This window comes from Paucibacter aquatile, assembly GCF_002885975.1.
Classification (GTDB): Bacteria; Pseudomonadota; Gammaproteobacteria; order Burkholderiales; family Burkholderiaceae_C; genus Paucibacter_A; species Paucibacter_A aquatilis.
Genome location: NZ_POSP01000003.1, coordinates 1,187,079 through 1,207,499, shown reverse-complemented (window position 1 = coordinate 1,207,499; position 20,421 = coordinate 1,187,079). Strand labels below are relative to the sequence as shown.

The 20,421-nt window shown below is 65.9% G+C and carries 16 protein-coding genes and 1 tRNA gene; 11 read left to right on the top strand and 6 right to left on the bottom strand.

Annotation, left to right across the window (positions count from 1 at the left end):
• Nucleotides 1-90 precede the first annotated feature (90 nt).
• Together nosZ and C1O66_RS08420 are read right to left on the bottom strand one after the other, a co-directional pair.
• Nucleotides 91-2,037, bottom strand: a complete 1,947-nt coding sequence (gene nosZ, locus C1O66_RS08425; RefSeq protein ID WP_102767466.1) for a TAT-dependent nitrous-oxide reductase — start codon at nucleotides 2,035-2,037, stop codon at nucleotides 91-93.
• Nucleotides 2,038-2,051: 14 nt separating this feature from the next.
• Nucleotides 2,052-2,435, bottom strand: a complete 384-nt coding sequence (locus C1O66_RS08420; RefSeq protein WP_102767465.1) for a DUF2946 family protein — start codon at nucleotides 2,433-2,435, stop codon at nucleotides 2,052-2,054.
• Nucleotides 2,436-2,636: 201 nt separating this feature from the next.
• On the opposite strand from C1O66_RS08420, the gene C1O66_RS08415 reads away from it, so the two are divergent.
• The 3 genes from C1O66_RS08415 (at nucleotide 2,637) to C1O66_RS08405 (ending at nucleotide 5,876) form a co-directional block, all read left to right on the top strand.
• Entirely contained in the window at nucleotides 2,637-3,041 is a 405-nt protein-coding gene (locus C1O66_RS08415) for a c-type cytochrome (protein WP_102767464.1), read from the top strand.
• A 10-nt stretch (nucleotides 3,042-3,051) separates the two neighbouring features.
• A complete protein-coding gene (locus tag C1O66_RS08410; protein ID WP_102767463.1) occupies nucleotides 3,052-4,098 on the top strand; it encodes an FAD:protein FMN transferase in 1,047 nt (348 codons plus the stop codon).
• A gap of 389 nt (nucleotides 4,099-4,487) precedes the next feature.
• On the top strand, nucleotides 4,488-5,876 hold the full coding sequence (locus tag C1O66_RS08405) for a transposase (RefSeq protein WP_102769448.1): 1,389 nt from the start codon (nucleotides 4,488-4,490) through the stop codon (nucleotides 5,874-5,876).
• A gap of 690 nt (nucleotides 5,877-6,566) precedes the next feature.
• Here C1O66_RS08405 and C1O66_RS08400 read toward each other — a convergent pair.
• Nucleotides 6,567-6,656 (bottom strand) — tRNA-Ser (locus C1O66_RS08400).
• A gap of 54 nt (nucleotides 6,657-6,710) precedes the next feature.
• The gene (locus C1O66_RS08395) at nucleotides 6,711-7,535 is read right to left on the bottom strand and encodes a symmetrical bis(5'-nucleosyl)-tetraphosphatase (protein WP_102767462.1); all 825 of its coding nucleotides are present in this window, start codon (nucleotides 7,533-7,535) and stop codon (nucleotides 6,711-6,713) included.
• Between the two features lie 105 nt (nucleotides 7,536-7,640).
• Here C1O66_RS08395 and C1O66_RS08390 point away from each other — a divergent pair, with 105 nt between their 5' ends.
• The 4 genes from C1O66_RS08390 to C1O66_RS08375 all read left to right on the top strand — a co-directional run bounded on the left by C1O66_RS08390 (nucleotide 7,641) and on the right by C1O66_RS08375 (nucleotide 12,223).
• Nucleotides 7,641-8,939 carry a hemolysin family protein gene (locus tag C1O66_RS08390; RefSeq protein ID WP_102767461.1) on the top strand — a complete coding sequence of 433 codons (1,299 nt, stop codon included), beginning with the start codon at nucleotides 7,641-7,643 and terminating at the stop codon, nucleotides 8,937-8,939.
• Complete coding sequence (locus C1O66_RS08385) at nucleotides 8,940-9,689, top strand: SapC family protein (RefSeq protein WP_102767460.1); 750 nt, start codon at nucleotides 8,940-8,942, stop codon at nucleotides 9,687-9,689.
• Between the two features lie 198 nt (nucleotides 9,690-9,887).
• Nucleotides 9,888-11,282 (top strand): lyase family protein, encoded by a 1,395-nt coding sequence (locus tag C1O66_RS08380; RefSeq protein WP_243392744.1) that lies wholly within the window; start codon nucleotides 9,888-9,890, stop codon nucleotides 11,280-11,282.
• Nucleotides 11,283-11,542: 260 nt separating this feature from the next.
• A complete protein-coding gene (locus C1O66_RS08375) occupies nucleotides 11,543-12,223 on the top strand; it encodes an N-acyl amino acid synthase FeeM domain-containing protein (RefSeq protein ID WP_102767458.1) in 681 nt (226 codons plus the stop codon).
• A gap of 15 nt (nucleotides 12,224-12,238) precedes the next feature.
• Here the strand turns inward: C1O66_RS08375 and C1O66_RS08370 are convergent, their stop codons facing one another.
• Nucleotides 12,239-13,057, bottom strand: a complete 819-nt coding sequence (locus C1O66_RS08370; RefSeq protein ID WP_102767457.1) for an EAL domain-containing protein — start codon at nucleotides 13,055-13,057, stop codon at nucleotides 12,239-12,241.
• A gap of 144 nt (nucleotides 13,058-13,201) precedes the next feature.
• On the bottom strand, nucleotides 13,202-14,041 hold the full coding sequence (locus C1O66_RS08365) for an IclR family transcriptional regulator (protein ID WP_102767456.1): 840 nt from the start codon (nucleotides 14,039-14,041) through the stop codon (nucleotides 13,202-13,204).
• A gap of 811 nt (nucleotides 14,042-14,852) precedes the next feature.
• Between C1O66_RS08365 and C1O66_RS08360 the strand changes: the two genes are divergently transcribed.
• Genes C1O66_RS08360 through fahA form a run of 4 tightly spaced genes read left to right on the top strand, consistent with a single transcriptional unit; the run spans nucleotide 14,853 to nucleotide 20,421 of the window.
• The gene (locus C1O66_RS08360) at nucleotides 14,853-15,839 is read left to right on the top strand and encodes an MBL fold metallo-hydrolase (RefSeq protein ID WP_102769547.1); all 987 of its coding nucleotides are present in this window, start codon (nucleotides 14,853-14,855) and stop codon (nucleotides 15,837-15,839) included.
• A gap of 11 nt (nucleotides 15,840-15,850) precedes the next feature.
• Nucleotides 15,851-17,764 carry an FAD-dependent monooxygenase gene (locus tag C1O66_RS08355; RefSeq protein WP_102767455.1) on the top strand — a complete coding sequence of 638 codons (1,914 nt, stop codon included), beginning with the start codon at nucleotides 15,851-15,853 and terminating at the stop codon, nucleotides 17,762-17,764.
• The gene (hmgA, locus tag C1O66_RS08350) at nucleotides 17,761-19,050 is read left to right on the top strand and encodes a homogentisate 1,2-dioxygenase (RefSeq protein WP_102767454.1); all 1,290 of its coding nucleotides are present in this window, start codon (nucleotides 17,761-17,763) and stop codon (nucleotides 19,048-19,050) included. Before C1O66_RS08355 ends, hmgA begins: the two co-directional genes overlap by 4 nt.
• A gap of 39 nt (nucleotides 19,051-19,089) precedes the next feature.
• Nucleotides 19,090-20,421, top strand: a complete 1,332-nt coding sequence (gene fahA / locus C1O66_RS08345) for a fumarylacetoacetase (protein WP_102767453.1) — start codon at nucleotides 19,090-19,092, stop codon at nucleotides 20,419-20,421.

Here is a 20,421-nt window from a genome sequence, read left to right as displayed (position 1 = left end):
TTCAGGGGTCCGGCGCCCGGGCCTGTTTGAGGTCCAGGTGGGCGCCGGGGCTCAGATCGGCGGGGCTCGAGTCCGCCGGTCTGTGCGCGCTCAGGCTTCAACAATCATCCGCGTGCGCATCTCGAGGTGCAGGGCATGGCAGAAGTGGGTGCAGTAGCACCAGTACACGCCCGGCTTGTCAGCCACGAAAGTCACCGAGGCGGTTTCCTGCGGGTTGACGATGAAATTGACGTTGTACTTGGGGATGGCAAAGCCGTGCGTCAGATCCTCGATCTTGTCCAAGTTGGTCAAGGTCAGGGTCACCACATCGCCCTTCTTCAGCTTGAACTCGCGCAGGCTGAAGGCCGGGGCTTGCGAAGTCATCTTGACCTCGACCTTGTTGCCCTTGCGGAACACGCCCGATTCCTTGGGGTCTTTGATCGCATTGGGGAACTCGTCGAGTTCGTAGACCTTCTTCGGATTCAGCAACTCGCGCTTGAAGATGATGAAGTCATGCGGCTCGCCGCGCACCGGGTGGTCGGCCATCAGCACCATCTTCTCGCCCGAGATGTCGATCAGCTGCTCGTTCTCAGGGTGCAGGGGGCCGACCGGCAGGAAGCGGTCCTTGGAGAATTTGCAACCGACGGCCAGGTACTTGCCGTCCGCGGCGCGGGTTTCCGACTGGCTGGCGTTCAGGTGGCCCGGCTGGTACTGCACATCGATGCGGTCGACCACGTACTTGGCGCTCTTGTCGCCGGCATGGAACTTGATGGCAGTCTCAAGATTCCACTTGACCACCTGGCTGTCCAAGAAGAGCGTGGTGTAGGCATTGCCGCGGCCGTCGAAGGCGGTGTGCAAGGGGCCCAGGCCCAGCTCGACTTCGGCGACGATGGCCTTGTCCGGCGACTCCAGCTTGCCGTCGAAGTAATCGAGCACCTTGGCCAGCTCGATCACGGTGCCGGTGGGCGAGAGCTTGCCGGCGCAGATGAAGTACTTGGCGTCCGGGCTGGCATTGACACCGTGCGGGTTCTTGGGCACCGAGACGTAGGCGGTCAGTGCGGTCTTGGGGTCCTTGTTGGCGGCGTGCGTGCCGTCCACCACCGGCACCTTGGAGTCGCCATAGGTCTTGAACTTGCCGGCCTTGACCGCGGCCTCGATGCGGGCGATGTTGAAGAACAGGCAGGCATCGCGCTCGGAGGACATCATGTCCTCGTACTTGGCGCCCATCTCGGTGTTGTACTGGTTGGTGGCGGCCAGCTTGCCGTCGTAGGAGGTGGCGGTCAGGTCGCAGTTGCCGTCGATCAGCACTTGCCAGCGGACCTCCATGCTCTCGGCATCGACGCAGGTGAACAGCGAGTGATAGGTGCTCGCGTCTTCGTTGCCGGCCGTGTTGGGCAGGGGGACGGAGAACTCACCGCCGCAGAACACGCGGGTGGTGTAGTTGATCTTCGGGTCCACCGGGTCGGCCTTGTCGGGGAAGATGCCGTGGAAGCCCTGCACATTGGGCAGCTCGGTGATCTTGTCGCAGACGAAGTAGTCCAGGCGGATGCGGGCGATGCGGCTGTTGATCTTGTCGTTGATCCAGGCGTAGCGGCCGTCGTAGTTGCCGTCCTTGTAGGAGGCATGGGTGTGGTGGGTGTCGGCGACGGTGTACTTCAGGCTGCCGTCGGCCTTGGTGCCCATGACCTTCTTGGATTCGTTGGTGTGGCCCCAGCCGACCAGGGCATCGGGCACGAAGCAGGGGATGCGGGTGATCTCGCGGCCCGAGGGCAGGCCCAGCACGCGCATATCGCCGGTGTGGCCGCCGCTCCAGAGTCCGTAGTAGCTGTCCAGCTCACCGGGCTTCAGATGTGCTGCGTTGGCGGCGCCGCTGCCTGCCGCGGCATGGCCACCCGGCGCCGGGCCGGAGGCGGCCGCCGGAGCGGTTGTGCCGGGCTTGTCGCTGCAAGCGACGGCGCCGAGGGTCAGGCCGGCCAAGGCGGCGCTGTTGACGAAGCGGCGGCGGCCCAGTGCGGGCTGTTCGATGGCGGCCGGTGTCTTGCTCTTCTTGTCGTTCATGGAGGACGTCCTCTTCAGTGGAATCGTGGGTTCGGAGGGCCGCGTGCCGGGGGCGGCGCGGCGCGGAAGGTGAGAGGGGCGGGCGGCCTGCTTGCGTCCGCCAGGCCGGGGCCGGCAAGCGGCATGGCTGGCTGCCAAAGGCCAGGGTTGGGCAAGGGCCCCAGCAGCAGGCAGTTAGGGCAGTCCAGGCCCGAGGGGCTGCCGGCATTGCCGCCGGCGCCGTCGTCATCGCCGAGTTGAACCAGGCGCATCTGGCCGGAGCCCGAGCAGACCAGGTCCAGCCTGCCGTGCTCGATCAGCGGTGCCGCCCAGGCCGCCGCCATGGCCAGCAGCAGCCAGCCGAGCACGCAGCGGCGCAGCGTTCGGCTGAAGGTGGGGACGAGGGTGGCGGAGCACATGGGGCGGAGGGGATCGGGCTGGGCATCAGAAAGCTTGCAGCGATGATCCCGACCCTGGTCGCTGCACGCCTTGAACTGGTTCAAGAAAAGCAAATAGAGCGGGCTTGGCTGCAGATATCGCTGGCCGGGCCTTCTCCCGGCGCAGCACGCTTCCTAGAATCTGCGCAGAACGCCGCTTTGGTGCCACCTGAAAGATTCGTTATGTCCAAGTTTGTCAATACCACCCTGGCGCTGGCCGGACTGCTCGTGCTGCTGAGCGCCTGCGGCAAGAAAGAGGCCGCCGAGCCGACGCCAGCGCCAGCGCCCGCCGTCGTGGCGGCACCGGTGCCCAGTGCGCCTGCCGTGGCCGAGAACACCGTCGGCAAGAGCATTTACGGCAAGACCTGCGCCATGTGCCATGCGGCCGGCGTGGCCGGTGCACCCAAGCCCGGCGACAAAGCCGACTGGGGCCCGCGCATCGCCCAGGGCAAGGAGCTGCTCTACAAGCACGCGCTGGAAGGCTTCACCGGTGCCAAGGGCATGATGCCGGCCCGCGGCGGCGGCGCTTCGCTGAGCGATGAGGACGTCAAGGCCGCGGTCGACCACATGGTGGCCTTGTCCCAGTGAGGATCCGACCATGAAGCGACCGGCCCTCACTGGCGCCGCCCTGTCGCGGCGCAGCGCTTTGGCCTGGGCCTTGCCGCTGCTGGCCTCGGCGGCAGCCCTGCCACAGCCGGCGCGAGCCATGGCCGCACAGCGCCGCGATTCGCGCCCTCTGCTTGGAACCCGGGTGGACATGGTGGCCGAGGGCGGCTCGGCTGTCTTCCTGGCCGAGGCCATGGACAGCGCCTTCGGCGAGATGGCGCGGCTGAGCGCCATGATGAGCCGCTACGAGCCCGAGAGCGCGCTCAGCCGCATCAACCAGGCCGCCGGGCGCAGCGCCGTGGCGGTGCCCGGCGAGCTGATGGCCGTGCTCCAGACCGGCCTTGCGCTGCATCGGCGCACCGAGGGCTGGTTCGACATGACCGTTGGCGCGCTCAAGAGCTGGCGCTTCGAACCCGGTCAGCATGGGGCGGTGCCGAGTGAGGCCATCTTGTCGCACGAGCGCAGCTTGGTGGATGCTGCTGGCCTGCGCCTGGATCCTGCTGCAGGCCGTGCCCATTTGCTGCGGCCCGGCATGGCGCTGGATCTGGGCGGTGTGGCCAAGCTGCCGATCTTGGCGGCCGGCATGCGCCGCCTGCAAGACTGGGGCGTGGCGAACGCCTTGATCAATGGCGGCGGCGATGTGCTCTACCGCGGCCGCAACCAGGGTCGCCCTTGGCGGGTCGGCTTGCGAGACCCGCGGCGGCCGCAGCAAGTGCTCGGCGTGCTCGATCTGCAAGGTCAGGGCGTGCTGGCGGCCAGTGGCGACTACGAGCGCTACTTCATCGCGGACGGGCAGCGCCAGCACCATATTCTCAGCCCCCGCTCCGGCCGCCCCAGCCAAGGCGCTTGTGGGGTCAGCTTGTGGGCGCGCGATGTGGACCTGGTCAACGGCCTCGGTGCGGCTTTCATGCTGGGCGGGCACGGCTACAGCCGCGAGTATCTGGGGCGCACTCCTGAATTGCAGGCCTTGCTGGTCTACCCCGACCAAACCGTGTGGGCCACGTCGGACATGCAGCGAGCCCTGCGTCCTTGGGGCTAGCTGGTCTGCGCATTGCCCCTTGATCAACGGGCATCTTGGGTGTCATGCCTCGCGGTTCCACCTCCATCGCCGTTGCAAGAAGCCGTTTCTCCCAGAGCTGACGAGTTGGGCTTTTCAACTCAATGCCCCAGCCGAGGCTGAGTACGCACCCACCCCGGTATGCATACATTCCCAGTGCCTGCTGCATCTCATCGGGCAGCGGAGAGCCCGATGAGTCGGGGGGGGTGAAGGCTGGCGCCGCGAGGTTCGCTTCGGGTTGATCGCAGTTGGTCGGATTTGGCAATCGTGGGGCAGCAATGGGCATATTCTGTTGAAAAAGTCCCTACCTCGACCCGCTTGTGCACCGTACAATTTGAGTGTTAGCCGGTCGAATCTTGGAGGGCGCCGAGATGATGGGACGACAAGCGAGCGGGCAAGATCGGTTGTTCTATTCGTTCAACCTCGAAGACCACATTCCCCAGAATCATCTGCTGCGCGGCATTGATCGCTGCCTTGACTTCGCTGGCCTGCGTGAGCACCTGGCCGAGCATTACAGCCAGATCGGCCGCCCGTCCATCGACCCTGAGTTGATGCTGCGCATGTTGGTCGTCGGGTACTGCTATGGCATCCGCTCCGAGCGCCGCCTGTGCGAGGAGTTGCACTTGAACTTGGCCTACCGTTGGTTCTGCCGACTGAGCCTGGAAGACGCCGTACCCGATCACTCCACTTTCTCGAAGAATCGCCATGGGCGCTTCCGTGACAGCGGCGTGTTCCGTTGGTTGTTCGATGAGGTCGTGCGTCGCTGTATGGCAGCCGGCCTCGTCAAGGCTGAGGGCTTTGCAGTAGATGCCAGCATCGTGGAGGCCGATGCCAGCAGCCAGCGTGGTGTGGCTGGCACCGAGTCGGTTGACTGGAAAGATCCAGCACTGAGCACACGCGCCGTGCGCGAGTACCTGGAAGGATTAGATGCCGAAGCCCTTGGCAAGGTCCTAGCCAAGAAGATTTCGCTGACCGACCCACAAGCAAGTTGGACGGCGGCGACGGGCGGCCCCGCGTTCTTCGCCTACTCGACGAATTACCTCATCGATGCCGAGCATGGCGTGATCATGGATGTCCAGGCCACGCCGGCCCACCGCACCGCCGAGGTCGAGTCGACCAAACTGATGGTTGATCGAGTGCAGGAGCAGTTCGGCCTCAAGCCCGAGCGGTTGATCGGCGACACGGCCTACGGCACGGCGCCCATGCTGAGTTGGATGGTGGACGAAAAGGGCATCGAACCCCATGTGCCCGTCTGGGATCGCACGCAGCGCGATGACGGCACGCTCTCAAGCAACGAGTTCACTTGGGACGAGCAGGCCAAGGAATACACCTGCCCACAAGGTCGCCCGCTGCGCAGCCAGTGGCGAGTCTTCAAGATTGAGCGCAGTCACATCACCAAGGCCGACACTGTGATTTACCGTGCGAGCCAACAAGATTGCGCCAACTGCCCCGAGAAGCAGCGCTGCTGCCCCACCACCCCTATGCGCAAGATCGTTCGCAGCGTTCACGAAGCCGCACGGGACGTAGGGCGCAAGATTGCCACCACCGAACAGTACGAGCGCTCACGTTGCCAACGCAAGAAGGTGGAAATGCTGTTTGCCCACCTGAAGCGAATCCTGCGGCTGGATCGCTTGCGCCTGCGAGGACTTAGTGGCGCGATGGACGAGTTCACGATGGCTGCGGCAGTACAAAACCTGCGTCGTTTGGCGATGCGGGTGCCGCAAGGTCCACCAACTCAAGGCACAGCTACGCCCGCTTGAGGCGAAACCCCATCGATTAACCTCAAAACCGGGTCGAAAGACCTGGTTCAGACGAAGAAAAGGTGAGTTGAGCGCCTTCGCCTTCCCTTCCGCAACGTCGCCTTCGAGCCGATCAGCGACTTTTTCAACAGAATAGGCACTTTGCTGTCGTAGGCACGCAGGCCGCGACCGGCTGCAACCGCTGCATAGCGGCTATTCGGTCTGGCTGCACACTTGAATGCCGTGTCAAGCGCGTTCGACTCTACGAAGGGCGAAGCTTGTGTCCATGAGCGTCCGGATTTTCTTCAGATGTCGCCGCGGCTCGTAAGGCTTCGTAGATCTAGGCTAGGTCGTGGGGAAGGCGTGGCGCTAGTTGCAAGGCATCGTGCTGGACCATGCTGGGCGCGAGGCCTAAAGCGAAATGCCCTGGGTAGTCGGCCATTTACAGTGAGGCGACGGCGTCAAGCTAGGGCCGATGTATTGGCTCGAAGCCGACCGGGGCCTACTTCAAAGGCTCTGGCAGTGGCGCCGCGGATATAGAGCTTCAATCCTGCGAAAAGCGGCGCTCGCGACTGCTTCTGGCAACCAAAAAAACAGCCCCTGACGGGGCTGTTGAACATAAGGCTTGCATCTGTGAAGTGAACTTAAGGCTTGCACTTGGTGCAATCCAATGTTTCAAGTCGCATGCTTCTTCAAGCAGGCCTTTTTAATTGGCGGAAGCTGTGAGATTCGAACTCACGGAGGGGATAAACCCTCGCCGGTTTTCAAGACCGGTGCCTTAAACCGCTCGGCCAAGCTTCCAGGATTTTTGTGCGGGTGTTGCGGCGGACTCGCATTCTAGCTGCAATGTCGGGATCAGCCCGGCTTCTGAGCCTGCTCGCATTGCACTTGGATCAGTTCCAGGCAGCGGCCATGTTCGACACGGGCGGCGCTGAGTTGGCCGCCCCAGATGCAGCCGGTGTCCAGGGCCAGCAGATCAGGGCGTTGCAGCAGGCCCAGGGTGGACCAGTGGCCAAAGGCGATGGGCTGGCCAGCGCTGCGGCGGCCCGGGGCGTCGAACCAGGGCAGCCAGCCGGGCGGGGCGCTGGCGCTGTCGCCCTTGGTCTTGAGGTCCATGCGGCCCTCGGCGTCGCAAAAGCGCAGTCGGGTCAGGGCGTTGATGATGAGGCGCAGGCGTTCGGGGCCGAGCAGGTCCTCACTCCAGCGGTCGGGCTCGTTGCCGTACATCTGCGGCAGGAACTCGGCCAGGTCCGGGCCGCGCAGCAGGGCTTCCACCTCGGCGGCCAGGCTCAGGGTTTGGGCCACGCTCCAGTCGGGCAGCACGCCGGCATGCACCATCAGCCAACCCTGGGCCTGCACCGCCAGGCGCTGCTGGCGCAGCCAGTCGAGCAGGGCAGGGCGGTCGGGGGCGTCGAGGATGTCGTTCAGAGTGTCGCCCTTGGAGACCTTGCGCGCACCATGCGCCACGGCCAGCAGGTGCAGGTCATGGTTGCCCAGCAAGCAGGTGGCCGCAGCCCCCAGGCCGCTGAGGCGGCGCAGGGTTCTCAGCGAGGCCGGGCCGCGGTTGACCAGGTCGCCGAGAAAGTAGAGTTGGTCGCGCGAGGGCGAGAAATCGATCGTCTTCAGCAGGCGCTCGAGCGCGTCGCAACAGCCCTGCAGGTCTCCAATGAGGTAGTTCATTGCGGGATTGTGCTGCCTTCGCTGTCAAACGCTTCTGCTACGCTTGCGGCCTCTTGCAATCGCCCGCGCTCGAATCAGGGTAGACCCTTGGTTGCAGCGCCTTCAATGGATACCGCGCTCGTTCTCTTTCTGATTCTGCTCAACGGCTTGTTTGCGATGTCGGAGATGGCTTTGACGGCCAGCCGCAAGGCGCGTTTGCAAGTGATGGTCGAAAGCGGCGAGGGTGGCGCGCAAGCGGCCATGGACTTGCATGACAACCCGACCAAGTTCCTGTCCACCGTTCAGATCGGTATCACCTCGATCGGTGTGCTCAACGGTATCGTCGGTGAAGCGGCTTTTTCTGGCCCCTTGTCGGCCTGGTTGATTGCCACATTCGAGTTGCCCCAGCGTGCGGCAGAGTTGTCAGCCACCGGCCTGGTGGTGGTGATCCTGACCGTGCTGACCATTGTGTTCGGCGAACTGGTGCCCAAGCGTATCGGTCAGATCTACCCTGAGACGGTGGCTCGCCTGGTCGCGCCGCCCATGAACCTGCTGTCGCTGACGGTGCAGCCGCTGGTGCGTTTGCTGACCTTTTTCACCGAAACCACCTTGGGGCTGATCGGCCTGCGCGGCCGCGCCCAGCGCGGGGTGACCGAAGAGGAAATTGCCGCCAGCCTGGAAGAGGGTCTGGACGCCGGCGTGATTGAGGAGCATGAGCACCAGATGGTGCGCAATGTCTTCCGCCTGGATGAGCGCGAGATCGGCTCGATGATGATTCCGCGCGCCGAGATCGCCTGGCTTGACGCCGACGATTCGCCCGAGCAGGTGCTGGCCGTGCTGCGCGCTCATGGCTACAGCCGCTACCCGGTCTGCCGTGGCGACCTCAGCGAGGTGCTGGGCGTGGTGTCGGCCCAGGCGCTGCTGCAGCGTGCCCTCAGCGGCGAAGAGCTGGCCCTGGTGCAGGACCTGGAGCAGCCGGTGTTTGTGCCGGAGACGCTCTCGGGCATGGAGTTGCTGGAGCACTTCCGGGCCTCGGACGCGCCCCTGGTGTTTGTGGTGGATGAATACGGCGAGGTGCAGGGCGTGATCTCTGTGCGCGACGTGCTGGAAGCGATCGCGGGCGAGTTCAATGCGCCCGGTGATGGTGATGCCTGGGCGGTGCAACGCGAGGACGGGAGCTGGCTGCTTGATGGCCTGATCCCCGTGCCCGAGCTGAAAGACCGCCTGGAGCTCAAGGAACTGCCCGAAGAAGACCGTGGGCGCTACAACACCCTGGCCGGCATGATCATGCTGTTGCTGGGGCGCTTGCCGCGCACGGCCGATGTGGTGGAGTGGAACGCCTGGAGATTCGAGGTCGTGGACCTCGATGGCAAGCGTGTGGACAAAGTGCTGGTCAGTCGACTGGCAGTAGATGGAGAAGAGTAAATGAGTACACCCCCGCTGTATGGGAATCTGGTGCCCCTGGACCGCGAGGCCCACAAGAAGCTGCGTCTGAAGACGGACCTGTCGACCGTGGAGCGCGTGGTCGGCCAGAACTCGCTGTTCCTGGCAGCGGTCGAGTTCGCCGAAGCCTGCAAGGAATACCCGATCGTGTTCGTGCGCGTCGGCGAAACCCCGACCGACGGCTCCAAGCAAGCCGTGGCGCCGCTGGCCGTGCTGGGCCTGAAGCCCGCCACCAATCTGTTCATCAAGGACGGCAAGTGGACCGGCAACTACGTGCCGGCCTTCCTGCGCCGCTACCCCTTCGCCATGGCCCGTCTGGACCAGAACGAAGAGCAGATCGCCCTGTGCTTTGACAGCGAATGGCCCGGTTTCTCCGAGACTGAAGGCAACTCCCTGTTTGCCGAAGACGGCCAGCCGACCGAGTTCCTGCTGAACGCCAAGAACTTCCTGGAAAGCTTCGAGCAAGAGTCCGAGCGCACCCGCGCCATCTGCGCCCACTTGGTGGAGCTGGACCTGTTGCGCGACATGCGCTTCGAAGCCACCCTGGGCAATGGCGAAAAGCTGGATGTTGAAGGCTTCATGGCCGTGGACGAGCAAAAGCTGGCTGAGTTGCCCGATGACAAGGTCGTGCAACTGCACCGCAACGGCCTGCTGGCCCTGCTGGAGATGCACCGCGTCTCCATGGGCAATATGAGCCGCCTGGCGGTTCAGCACACCAGCGCCGCCGCCTGAGACCTTCAAGGTCTTCGATCGGCCTGACGGCCAGCCTGCACTGACTGGCCGCCGCTGCAGCTCCTGACAAACCCGCTGCGGGTTTGCAGGAGCTGTTTTCTTTTGGGGCCCTGGCTACGATGCGGCCACACAAAAATCCTTCCGGGCTTGTAGTCGATGTCGGTCTTGGTGTTTGAAGGCTTTTTGTCCACCCCTGAGATGCTGGCTCTGTTGGAGCCGGCCAGCGTGGTGCAGCGATTGATGGATTTCGAGGCGGCCCTCGCGCGCGCGCAGGGGCGCTGCGGCGTCATTCCCTTGCCGGCGGCGCAGGCGATAGCCAGCCTCTGCCGGGTCGAGTTGTATGACGTGCCGGCCCTGATCCAGGCCAGCGTGCCAGCGGGCAGCCTGGCCCTGCCTGTGGTGCAGAAGCTGGCGGAAACCGTGGGCTTGTTCGACCCCGTGGCCGCCGGCTATGTGCACTGGGGCAGTACCAGCCAGGACATGGTGGACAGCGCCATGGCCTTGCTGCTGCGCCGCAGCCTGGGGCTGATCGAAGACGATCTGCTGCAGCTGCTCGGCCATTTGCTGGATCTGGCCGAGGCGCACCCGGCCGTGCCAGTGCTGGCGCGCACCTTGATGCAGCCGGCCCAGGTCAGCAGCCTGCGCCATCGCTTGCTCAACTGGATACAACCCCTGCTGCGCAGCGCCCAGGCCTTGCGTGAGACGGCCGATGCTGCCTTGCAGCTGCAGTACGGCGGCGCGGTAGGCACCCTGGGCATGTTGGGCGATCAGGCCGAGGCGGTGAGCGCCGCGCTCGCGGCCGAGCTCAAGCTGCCACAGGCGGCCATGCCCTGGCACACCCAGCGGGACCGCATGGTGCGCCTGGGCGCGGAGCTGGGCATTCTGTGCGGGGCCCTGGGCAAGCTGGCGCGCGATCTGGCCTGGCTGTGCCAGCCGGAGATTGCCGAGATGGCCGAGCGTCAGCCGGAACCTGGCAGCCCGGCCACAGCCAATGCCAGCGAGCCTGGCCGCGGCTTCAAGCGCAGCGCCAGCAGCGTCATGCCGCACAAGAACAACCCCGTGGCCTTGCTGCGTGCCCTGGCCGCAGCCGAGCGCGCGCCCCAGCGCGTGGCCGGCCTGCTGGCCAGCATGCCGCAGGAGTTGGAGCGCGGTCTGGGCGGCTGGCATGCGGAGCTGGCCGAGATGAGCGGCCTGCTTCTGCATGCGCATGGCGCCACCCGAGCCTTGGCTCAGGGCGCGCAAGGATTGCGCGTCTTTCCTGGCCGCATGCGGGAGCAGATCGAGGCGCAGCAGGAGCTGGTGTTCGCCGAAGCGTTGACGCTGTGCTTGATTCCTGTGATGGGTCGCGAGCCCGCACACCGCTTGGTGGAGCAGCTGTGCCACCAGGTGGCGCCCGGTGGCGACGGGCTGTTGGCCCTGGCGCAATCTCGATGCCAGGAGGATGTGCGCTTGCGCGGCCGTATCGACGCCGGCACGCTGGCGGCGCATTTCAACATTGATGCCGCCGCGGCCCAGGCCGATCGACGCCTGGATGCGGTGCTGGTGGCGGCGCGTCAGCACTGGGCGGCCTTGTCTGACCACCCTCATTGGTGAAACCGCGCGCGGCGCCAGCTGGGCATGGACCTGGCAGCTCGGACTCAAGCGGCCGCCTCGCCAGCGCTGGGGCGGCCTGGCGGGCCGCATGAGCTGGATGCTGGGCCGGTGTCAGAAAGTAAGTGCATGAGATTGGTGTAAGTCCCGTGCTTGGCTGTGAATTTTTCGCATTCGAGCTCATTAGACTGGCGCCTCGCTGGTTCCCGGCCTCGATGTCCGAGTGCTGGATCCAGATGGTTGACGACCTGAGAGCAGTACAGATGACGGCCATCGAAACATGCACGGACTTGAGCCCGGCCTGGGCGGGCGCATTGCGCCTGGACACCGTGCGCCATGACAGCTCGCGCCTGAGTGCTTGCAGCCTGGTGGCCCGGCGTTATGCCGAGCGCGGCTATTTGTGCCAGGACCTGAGTACCCACAGCGAAGGTGGCGCCACCATCTGCTCGGCCTTTCAGGGCGTCAGTACCGTGGGCACCATCGCGGTGCGCCTGGACAGCGCCGAGGTGGGTCTGGCGGCCGATCGCGTATTCCCTGAGGAATTGGCCGCCTTGCGGGCGAGTGGCGCCAATCTGTGCGAGTTCGGACGTCTGGCACTGGATCATCAAGTCAGCGACAACAAGCAGCTGCTGGCGCATCTGTTTCACCTGGCTTATCTGCATGCCCATCGCCTGGCGGCCTGCGATCTGCTGGTGATCGAGGTCAACCCGCGCCATGTGCCGTTCTACAAACGCATGCTGGGCTTTGAGGCGCGCTCGGAGGCGCGCCTGAACCCGCGCGTGCAGGCGCCGGCCGTGCTGATGAGTCTGGATCTGCTTCATGCCCGCGAGCAGATCGCGCGTCTGGGCGGCCAGCCCGAGCGGGTGGTCGAGACGCGCTCGCTGTATCCCTGCTTCTACGGCGAGGCCGAGGAAGCGGCCCTGCTGCGCAAGCTGCGTAACTGAGATTTCGAGCGGCGCTCAGCGCAGCAGCGCCTCGATCTCATCAGCCGGCACCAGCCGTTGGAACGCTGGCCGCGCGAACAGATAGCCCTGCATCAGGCGCGCGCCTTGCTGCCAGAGCCAGTCGCGCTCGGCGAGTGTTTCCACGCCTTCGGCAATCACCTGCACGCCCATTTCTCGGCACAGGTCCAGCACGGCTTTGATGATGTGCTGGCGCGGGCGGTGGCTGTCGACGTCGCGCAGCAAGCCCATGTCCAGCTTGATCAGGTCGGGCTGGAAGTCGGCCAGCAAGGCCAGGCCGGCGTAGCCGGCGCCGAAGTCGTCGATCGCGTTGAGGAAACCAATGCGGCGGTACTCGCTCATCACTTCTGCATACCAACGGCCGTCGCCGACCCGCTCGCCCTCGGTGGTTTCAAAAATGATGCGCTCCAGCGGCAGGCCCTGGCTGCGCGCCGCGGCCAGGGTGGTGCGGATGCAGGCCTCGGGCCGGTAGACGGCATTGGGTAGGAAATTGATCGACAGCCGCGTCTCGGGCAGCTCGCCCAGGCCCAGGCGCACGGCGTCCTTGATGGCCTTGACGCGGCAGGCCTGGTCGAAGCGATAACGGTTGTGATCGGTGACCTGGGCCAGCACGCAGCCGGCCGATTCACCATTCGGCCCGCGCACCAGGGCTTCGTAGGCATAGATGCTGCCAACGCGCAGGTCGACGATGGGCTGAAAGGCGTAACTGAACTCAAAACCCAGCTGCCGTCCCTCGCCCTGGCAGCCATCGCAGGCGGCCTCATCCAAATCACCGAAATGGGTGGCCGATATGGGGAAGGAAGTGCTTTCGCTCATAAAGCCTCGTGGGGGAGCGGATCGCCGCGGCGACCCATCGTCAATCGGTTTGCCACTCGCTGACACCGCCCGAGCCGTGGTTCAGGGCGCACCAGCCATGGTAGCGAGAACCGGGGGATGTTCGGGTGCTCCTTGTCGTATGCGTCAGGTGCTGACTGAGCCGCTTGCTCGTGACCCCAACTGGCGAGAGATGTCTTCGGCCGCGCGCCTCAGGCTGCGCGCGGGCAGGCCATCTGCCGCGAGACTGAAGCTGCGGCTGGGGCCAATGGCGGTGAGGCTCAGGACCATGCGGCCTTGGTCGTCGAACACCGGTGCGGCGAGGGCGCTGACGCCGGCCACCACTGCGTCTTGCGCGCGGGCCAGGCCGGCTTCGCGGATCAGCGCCAACTCCGCCTGCATCTCGGCCAGGCCCGGGCAGGGCGTGGCCTCAGGCTCCAGATCCAGCGCGGCCTGCACCTGCGCCTCCGGCAGATGGGCGGCAAAGAGCAGGCCCGAGGCCGTGCCGCGCAAACTCATCACCGTCCCATGGCGCATGCTGATGTGCACGGGGCTGGGCGCCTCGGCCACCCGCACGATGGTGGGCCCGCGGTTGCCCCAGACGGCGATGGCCACGGTCAGGTTCAGCGCCTGGGCCAGTTCCTCAATCCGCGGCGTGGCCAGGCGCACCGGCTCGTACTGCTGCAAGCTGATCAGCCCCAGTTGCAGGGCCAACGGCCCGAGGCCGTAGCGGCCACTGAGCGCCTCCTGCTCCACCAGGCCCAGCTTGATGAAGCTGACCAGGTAGGGGTGGGCTTTGGCCGGCGCCATCCCGGCCTCGCGCGCCAGATCTTTCAAAGCCAGCGGCCGGCCGTGGTGGGCGAGGGCGGTCAGCAACTGCCCGCCAACCTCGATGCTCTGGATGCCACGCGGGCCGCGCTCGGGGGCGGTTTCGAGCGTGTCGCTGCTGTCGTTGTCGTTGGGTGCGTTTTTTCGGTGCGAGGCCATGGCGGCAGATTAGAACCGAAGCGCGGGGCTGAGCTCGGAAGCGATTCTTCCTGTTGGGCAAGGGGCGCGTATCGGCGCATTGCAGGCTTCCACTGTCTTGATTGATCGTTCTCGCTGCGGTGTCTCGGCCCGCCGCCGGGCTCATGGTTCGCGGGTCGGCTCTGCGAGCCGACTTCCCTCGCTGCTCACTCCGCGGCTCAGCGGCGCCAAACTCCCTCCGTTCGCTGCGCTCACTGTGGTCAAACAGTGGCGCCGAGTCAGTTCTTGAAGCGCGCGAGTACGCGCGCCTGAGCCGCTCCGCTGCGCCCTCGGCCGCGCACAAATCGCCCGTCGGCGGGCCGAGCCACCTCCGGAGGTGGCGTGTTCCACCGTGGAAGAGGCACATCGACCGCGATGCAAGCGCCCTGCAGCCCGGGCCGCTGCCGGGCGATTTGTGAAGGGCCGAGCAGCACAGCGCCTCGGGGCGCGCGCGTACTCGCGCGCTTCAAACTCTGACTTGGCGCTTCTGTCTGAACGCAGCGAACGCAGGGAGCGAAGTGAGTTATGCGCCAGCCCCGAGGCGCGAGCAGCGCAGGGAAGTCGGCCCGCCAGGGCCGACCCCGGAACCATGAGCCCGGTGGCGGCGCGGGCTGCAGGGCCTCACGAGCAAAACCCCACGGCTGCTCTGTGCCGAATCTTGCCCATCATGAATTTGATTTGCGGTTGCTGAATTTGTTAAATATAGACAAATTCATTTGACTTTGGTTAAATCAAGGCCTGCCGCTTTGTGCTGTTCCGGCGCCTGCGATGGCCCCTCACCGAGACCTTTGTCATGAGCCACCCGAACTCGACGAGCCCCAAGACCTTTGCTTCGCAAGCCGATCTGGAGGTCAAGAAGGTCAGCTTTGACCAGCTGTCGCCGCATGCCTACGCCTACACGGCGGAGGGCGACCCGAACACCGGCATCGTCATCGGCGATGACGCGGTCATGGTGATCGACACCCAGGCCACGCCGGTGATGGCGCAGGACGTGATCCGTCGCATCCGTGAAGTGACGGACAAGCCCATCAAGTACGTGCTGCTCAGCCACTACCACGCGGTGCGGGTGCTGGGCGCCAGCGCCTACCGGGCCGAGGGCTGCGAGCAGATCATTGCCAGCCAGGACACTTACGATCTGATCGTCGAGCGTGGCGAGCAAGACAAGGCCAGCGAGATCGGCCGCTTCCCGCGCCTCTTCAATGCCGTGGAGTCGGTGCCGCCGGGCCTGACCTGGCCGACCCTCACTTTCACCGGCAAGATGACGCTCTGGCTGGGCACCTTGGAGGTGCAGATCCTGCAGCTGGGCCGTGGCCACACCAAGGGCGACACGGTGGTATGGCTGCCGCAGGACCGGGTGCTGTTCTCCGGCGATCTGGTTGAGTTCGATGCCACGCCCTATGCCGGCGACGCTTACTTCCAAGATTGGCCCGCCACCCTCGACCGCCTGGCTGCGCTCAACCCGGCCAAGCTGGTGCCGGGCCGTGGCGCCGCGCTGCAAACGCCCGAGCAGGTGCAGGCCGGCCTGAACGGCACACGCGCCTTTGTCAGCGAGCTGTACGAGAGCGTCAAGGCCGGCGCCGCCGCAGGCCTGGACCTCAACGCGGTCTACCGCGAGACCTATGCCCGCTTGGCTGAGCGTTATGGCCACTGGGTGATCTTTGCGCATTGCATGCCCTTCGATGTGACCCGGGCGTTTGATGAGGCCAGCGGCCACGCCGACCCGCGCATCTGGACGGCCGAACGCGATGTGGCCATGTGGAAGGCGCTGGAAGGCGTCTGAGGCTCAAGCCCATGCGCGATCCCTACGTCTACCCGCAGTACGAGGCGCGCATCAGCGCCGACGAACTGCATTGGCGCGCCACCGGCGAGGCGGTACGCCGCCCGGTGGTGATCGTCGGCGCCGGGCCGGTGGGGCTGAGCTTGGCGCTCGATTGCGCGGCGCGCGGGCTGGCCGTCGTGCTGCTGGACGACAACAACAGCGTCAGCATCGGCTCACGCGCGGTCTGCTATGCCAAACGCACGCTGGAGATCTGGTCGCGCCTGGGCCTGGCCCAGGATCTGGTGGCTCAGGGCGTGAGTTGGCGTTTGGGCCGTGTCTTCCATGGCGAGGGCCTGGCCTACGAGTTCGACCTGTTGCCCCAGGCCGGCCATGAGCAGCCGGCCATGATCAATCTGCAGCAGTACCACCTGGAAGAGCGACTGGTGGCTGCCTGCATGGCCGAGCCGCTGATTGATCTGCGCTGGAAGCACAAGCTGCTGGCGCTGGCTAAAGAGGCTGGGGACGCCAGCGAGGAGGGCGGCCCGCTGCGCCTGCGCATCGAATCGCCTGCAGGGGAGTTTGAGCTGCTCGCCGACTGGCTGTTGGCCTGCGACGGCGCCAGCAGCGATGTCCGCCGCATGGTGGGCGCGGAGTTCAGCGGCAAGGCCTTTCAGGACCGCTTCCTGATCGCCGATGTGCACATCCCCGAGGCCCAGGGCTTCCCGACCGAGCGGCGCTTCTGGTTCGACCCACCGTTCCACCCCGGCCAATCGGTGCTGCTGCATCGGCAGAGCCGCAACATCTGGCGCATCGATTTCCAGCTCGGCTGGCAGGCCGACCCCGAGCAGGCTCGCCAGCCCGAGAACGTGCAGCGCCTGGTGCGTGCCATGCTGGGCCCGGACGTGCCATTCGAACTGGAGTGGGTCTCGGTCTACCAGTTCGCCTGTCGCCGCATCGACCGCTTCCGCCACGGCCGCGTGCTGTTCGTTGGCGATGCCGCGCACCAGGTCTCGCCCTTTGGCGCACGCGGCGCCAACAGCGGCGTGCAGGATGCCGACAACCTGGCCTGGAAGCTGGCCGCCGTGCTGCAAGGCCGCGCGCCCGAGGACTTGCTGGACAGCTACCACCTGGAGCGCGCGGCCGCCGCTGACGACAACCTGCGCCAGTCCACCCGCTCGACCGATTTCATCACCCCCAAGACCGCCACCTCGCTGCAGCTGCGCAATGCCGTGCTGGAGCTGGCGCGGCGCGAGCCCTTGGCCCGTCCCCTGGTCAACAGCGGCCGGCTGTCCATGCCCACGGCCTACCGCGACTCGCCGCTCAACACGGCCGATGTACCAGGTGCATTCGAGGCCGGCCCGGCACCGGGTCAGCCCGTGCCCGATGCGCCGGTGCACTGCGCCGGCCAGGCCAGTTGGCTGTTGCGCGAACTGCACCGGGCGGGGGCGGGCTTTGTGCTCCTGAGCTTCGGCGCTGTTGCCGCGACAGGGTTGCCGGCTGAGTGTCACGCGCTCGTGGTGGGCGAGGACCTGATCGATGCCGAGGGCCTGCTGGCCGCCCGACTGAATGCCCGACCCGGCACCGTCTACCTGATCCGCCCCGACCAGGTGGTGGCGGCACGCTGGCGCAACTTCGACGCGGCGGCTGTGGCGCAGGCCCTGGACCGCGCCCTGGCGCGCAGCCCTGCGCCTGCACCGATCGCGTCACCCGCTGCGTCGACCGCGACTTTGAAACGCCAACCCAATCTGCAAGACCCTGACGGTTTTTACGAGCACCTGATCAGCGCCCAGAGCGATCTGGACGAGGGCCAAGCCCAGCGCTTTCTGGCCAAGCTGAGCTTGATTCTGGCCAACCAGATCGGCGACAGCGCGCTGCTGCGCGAGGCGATCGAACTGGCCCGCGAACCCGAATCTCCGACTTTGACTTCCATCGAATCTGCACCATGAGTGAAGCCCTGAACTACCAAGCCGGTTTCGGCAACCAGCATGTCACCGAGGCCGTGGCCGGCAGCCTGCCCGTGGGCCGCAACAGCCCGCAGCAGGTGGCCCATGGCCTGTACGCCGAGTTGCTCTCGGGGGCGGCCTTCACCGCGCCGCGTGCCGAGAACCTGCGCACCTGGATGTACCGCCGCCAGCCCTCCGTCGTGGTGGGCAGTTATCAGCCCCTGAGCCATGACTTTCTGAAAACCGGTGCGGCCGAGGGCCAGGCCGCTCCGCCGGACCCGCTGCGCTGGGCGCCGAGCGCCATCCCCGAGGCTCGCAGCGATTTCGTTGCCGGCCTGCGCACCCTGGTCGTCAACGGCGACCCCGATGCGCAAGTGGGCATGGCTGCGCATCTTTACCTGGCCAATGCCTCGATGGAGCGCAGCGCCTTCGTCAACGCCGACGGTGAGCTGCTGATCGTGCCGCAGCAGGGTGCTCTGCGCATCACCACCGAGCTCGGTCGCCTGGATGTGAAGCCGGGCGAGATTGCGCTGATCCCACGCGGTCTGGCTTTCAAGGTGGCAGTGGACGGCCCCTCGCGCGGCTATATCTGCGAGAACTACGGCGCGCCCTTCCGCCTGCCGGAGCTGGGTCCGATCGGCTCCAACGGCCTGGCCAATCCGCGCGACTTCCTGGCCCCGGTGGCGCATTTCGAAGCCGAGGCCGGCGCCTACGAGATCATCAAGAAGTTCGGCGGCAAGCTCTGGCGCGCCGAGCAGGGGCACACGCCCTTCAATGTGGTGGCCTGGCATGGCAATCTGACGCCCTACAAGTACGACACCGCGCATTTCATGACCATCGGCTCGATCAGCTTCGACCACCCGGACCCGAGCATCTTCACCGTGCTGACCTCGCCCAGCGACACCGCCGGCTGGGCCAATGTGGACTTTGTGATCTTCCCGCCGCGCTGGATGGTGGCCGAGGACACTTTCCGCCCGCCCTGGTACCACCGAAATGTGATGAGCGAGTTCATGGGCCTGGTGCTGGGCCAGTACGACGCCAAGCCCGAGGGCTTCAAGCCCGGCGGCTCCAGCCTGCACAATGCCTACGTGCCGCATGGCCCGGACACCGAAGCCTTTGCCAAGGCCAGCAGCGTGGACCTGGCGCCGCACAAGCTGGATCACACCCTGGCCTTCATGTTCGAGACCCGCTGGCGCCTGCTGCCCACCGAGTTCGCCCTGAACGGTGGCGCGCTGGAAACCAGTTATGTCCAGTGCTGGAGCGGCTTGCAAGACCGTTTCAGCGCCTGAACCGACTGCAGCAATATTGACCGATAGTTTGAGAACCCCATGAGCTTGATCGACCACACCCACAGCCCCAGCGCCCAGTCCTGGGTGGACAGCGCCAACGCGGCCGACACCGATTTCCCGATCCAGAACCTGCCCTACGGCCTGTTCCGCCGCGCCGGCAGCAATGAGAGCGCCCGCGTCGGCGTGGCCATCGGTGACCAGATCCTCGATCTGCGCCTGGCCGCCGCCGCCGGCAAGTGGAGCAGCAGCGTGCAGGTGCTGCTGCAGCCCCTGGCCGATGGCAATCTGAATGCCTTCATGGGCCAGCCCTCGGCCGCGCGCCTGGAGCTGCGCCATGCCTTGTTCGATGCGCTGCTGGCCGGCTCCAAGCAAGAGGCCGCCCTGCGCGCCTGCCTGCTGGCCCAGGCCGAGGCGCAGATGGCCGTGCCTTGCCGCATCGGCGACTACACCGACTTCTACACCGGCATCCACCACGCCACCACGGTGGGCAAGCTGTTCCGCCCGGACAACCCGCTGCTGCCCAATTACAAATGGGTGCCCATCGGCTACCACGGCCGCAGCTCGTCCATCGGTGTGAGCGGCGGCACGGTGCGCCGCCCGCTGGGCCAGCTGAAAAGCCCCGATGCTGAAGTGCCGGTGTTGGCCGCCTGCAAGCGCCTGGACTATGAGCTGGAGCTGGGCGTCTTTGTGGCCAGCGGCAATGAGTTGGGCACCCCCATCCCGATGGAGCAGGCCGACGAGCACCTGTTCGGCGTGACCCTGCTCAACGACTGGTCGGCCCGCGATGTGCAGGCCTGGGAATACCAGCCGCTCGGCCCCTTCCTGGCCAAGAACTTCGCCACCACCATCTCGCCTTGGATCGTCACCATGGAGGCGCTGGAGCCTTTCCGCGTGCCCTTCTCGCACCCGGCCGAAGATCCCCAGCCGCTGGCTTACATCGATTCGCCCCGCAACCGTGCGGAAGGTGGCTATGCGATCGAACTCGAAGTTTGGATTCAAACCGAGAAGATGCGCGCCGCCGGCGAGCCCGCCACACGCCTGATGCGCTCCAACTTCAAGCATGCCTACTGGACCCTGGCTCAGATGCTGACCCACCACGCCAGCAATGGCTGCAATCTGCAGCCGGGCGACTTGATGGGCACAGGCACCCAGTCCGGCCCCGAGGCGGCCGAGGGCGGCTCGCTGCTGGAGCTGTCCCTGGGCGGCAAGCAAGCCCTGACCCTGCCCAATGGCGAGACGCGCACCTTCTTGCAAGATGGCGACACCATCAGCCTGCGCGGCTATGCCGAAACCAGCAACCTGGCCGGCGGCGCCCGCCGCATCGGCTTTGGCGACTGCAGCGCCACCATCGTGCCCGCGCCGCAGGATTGA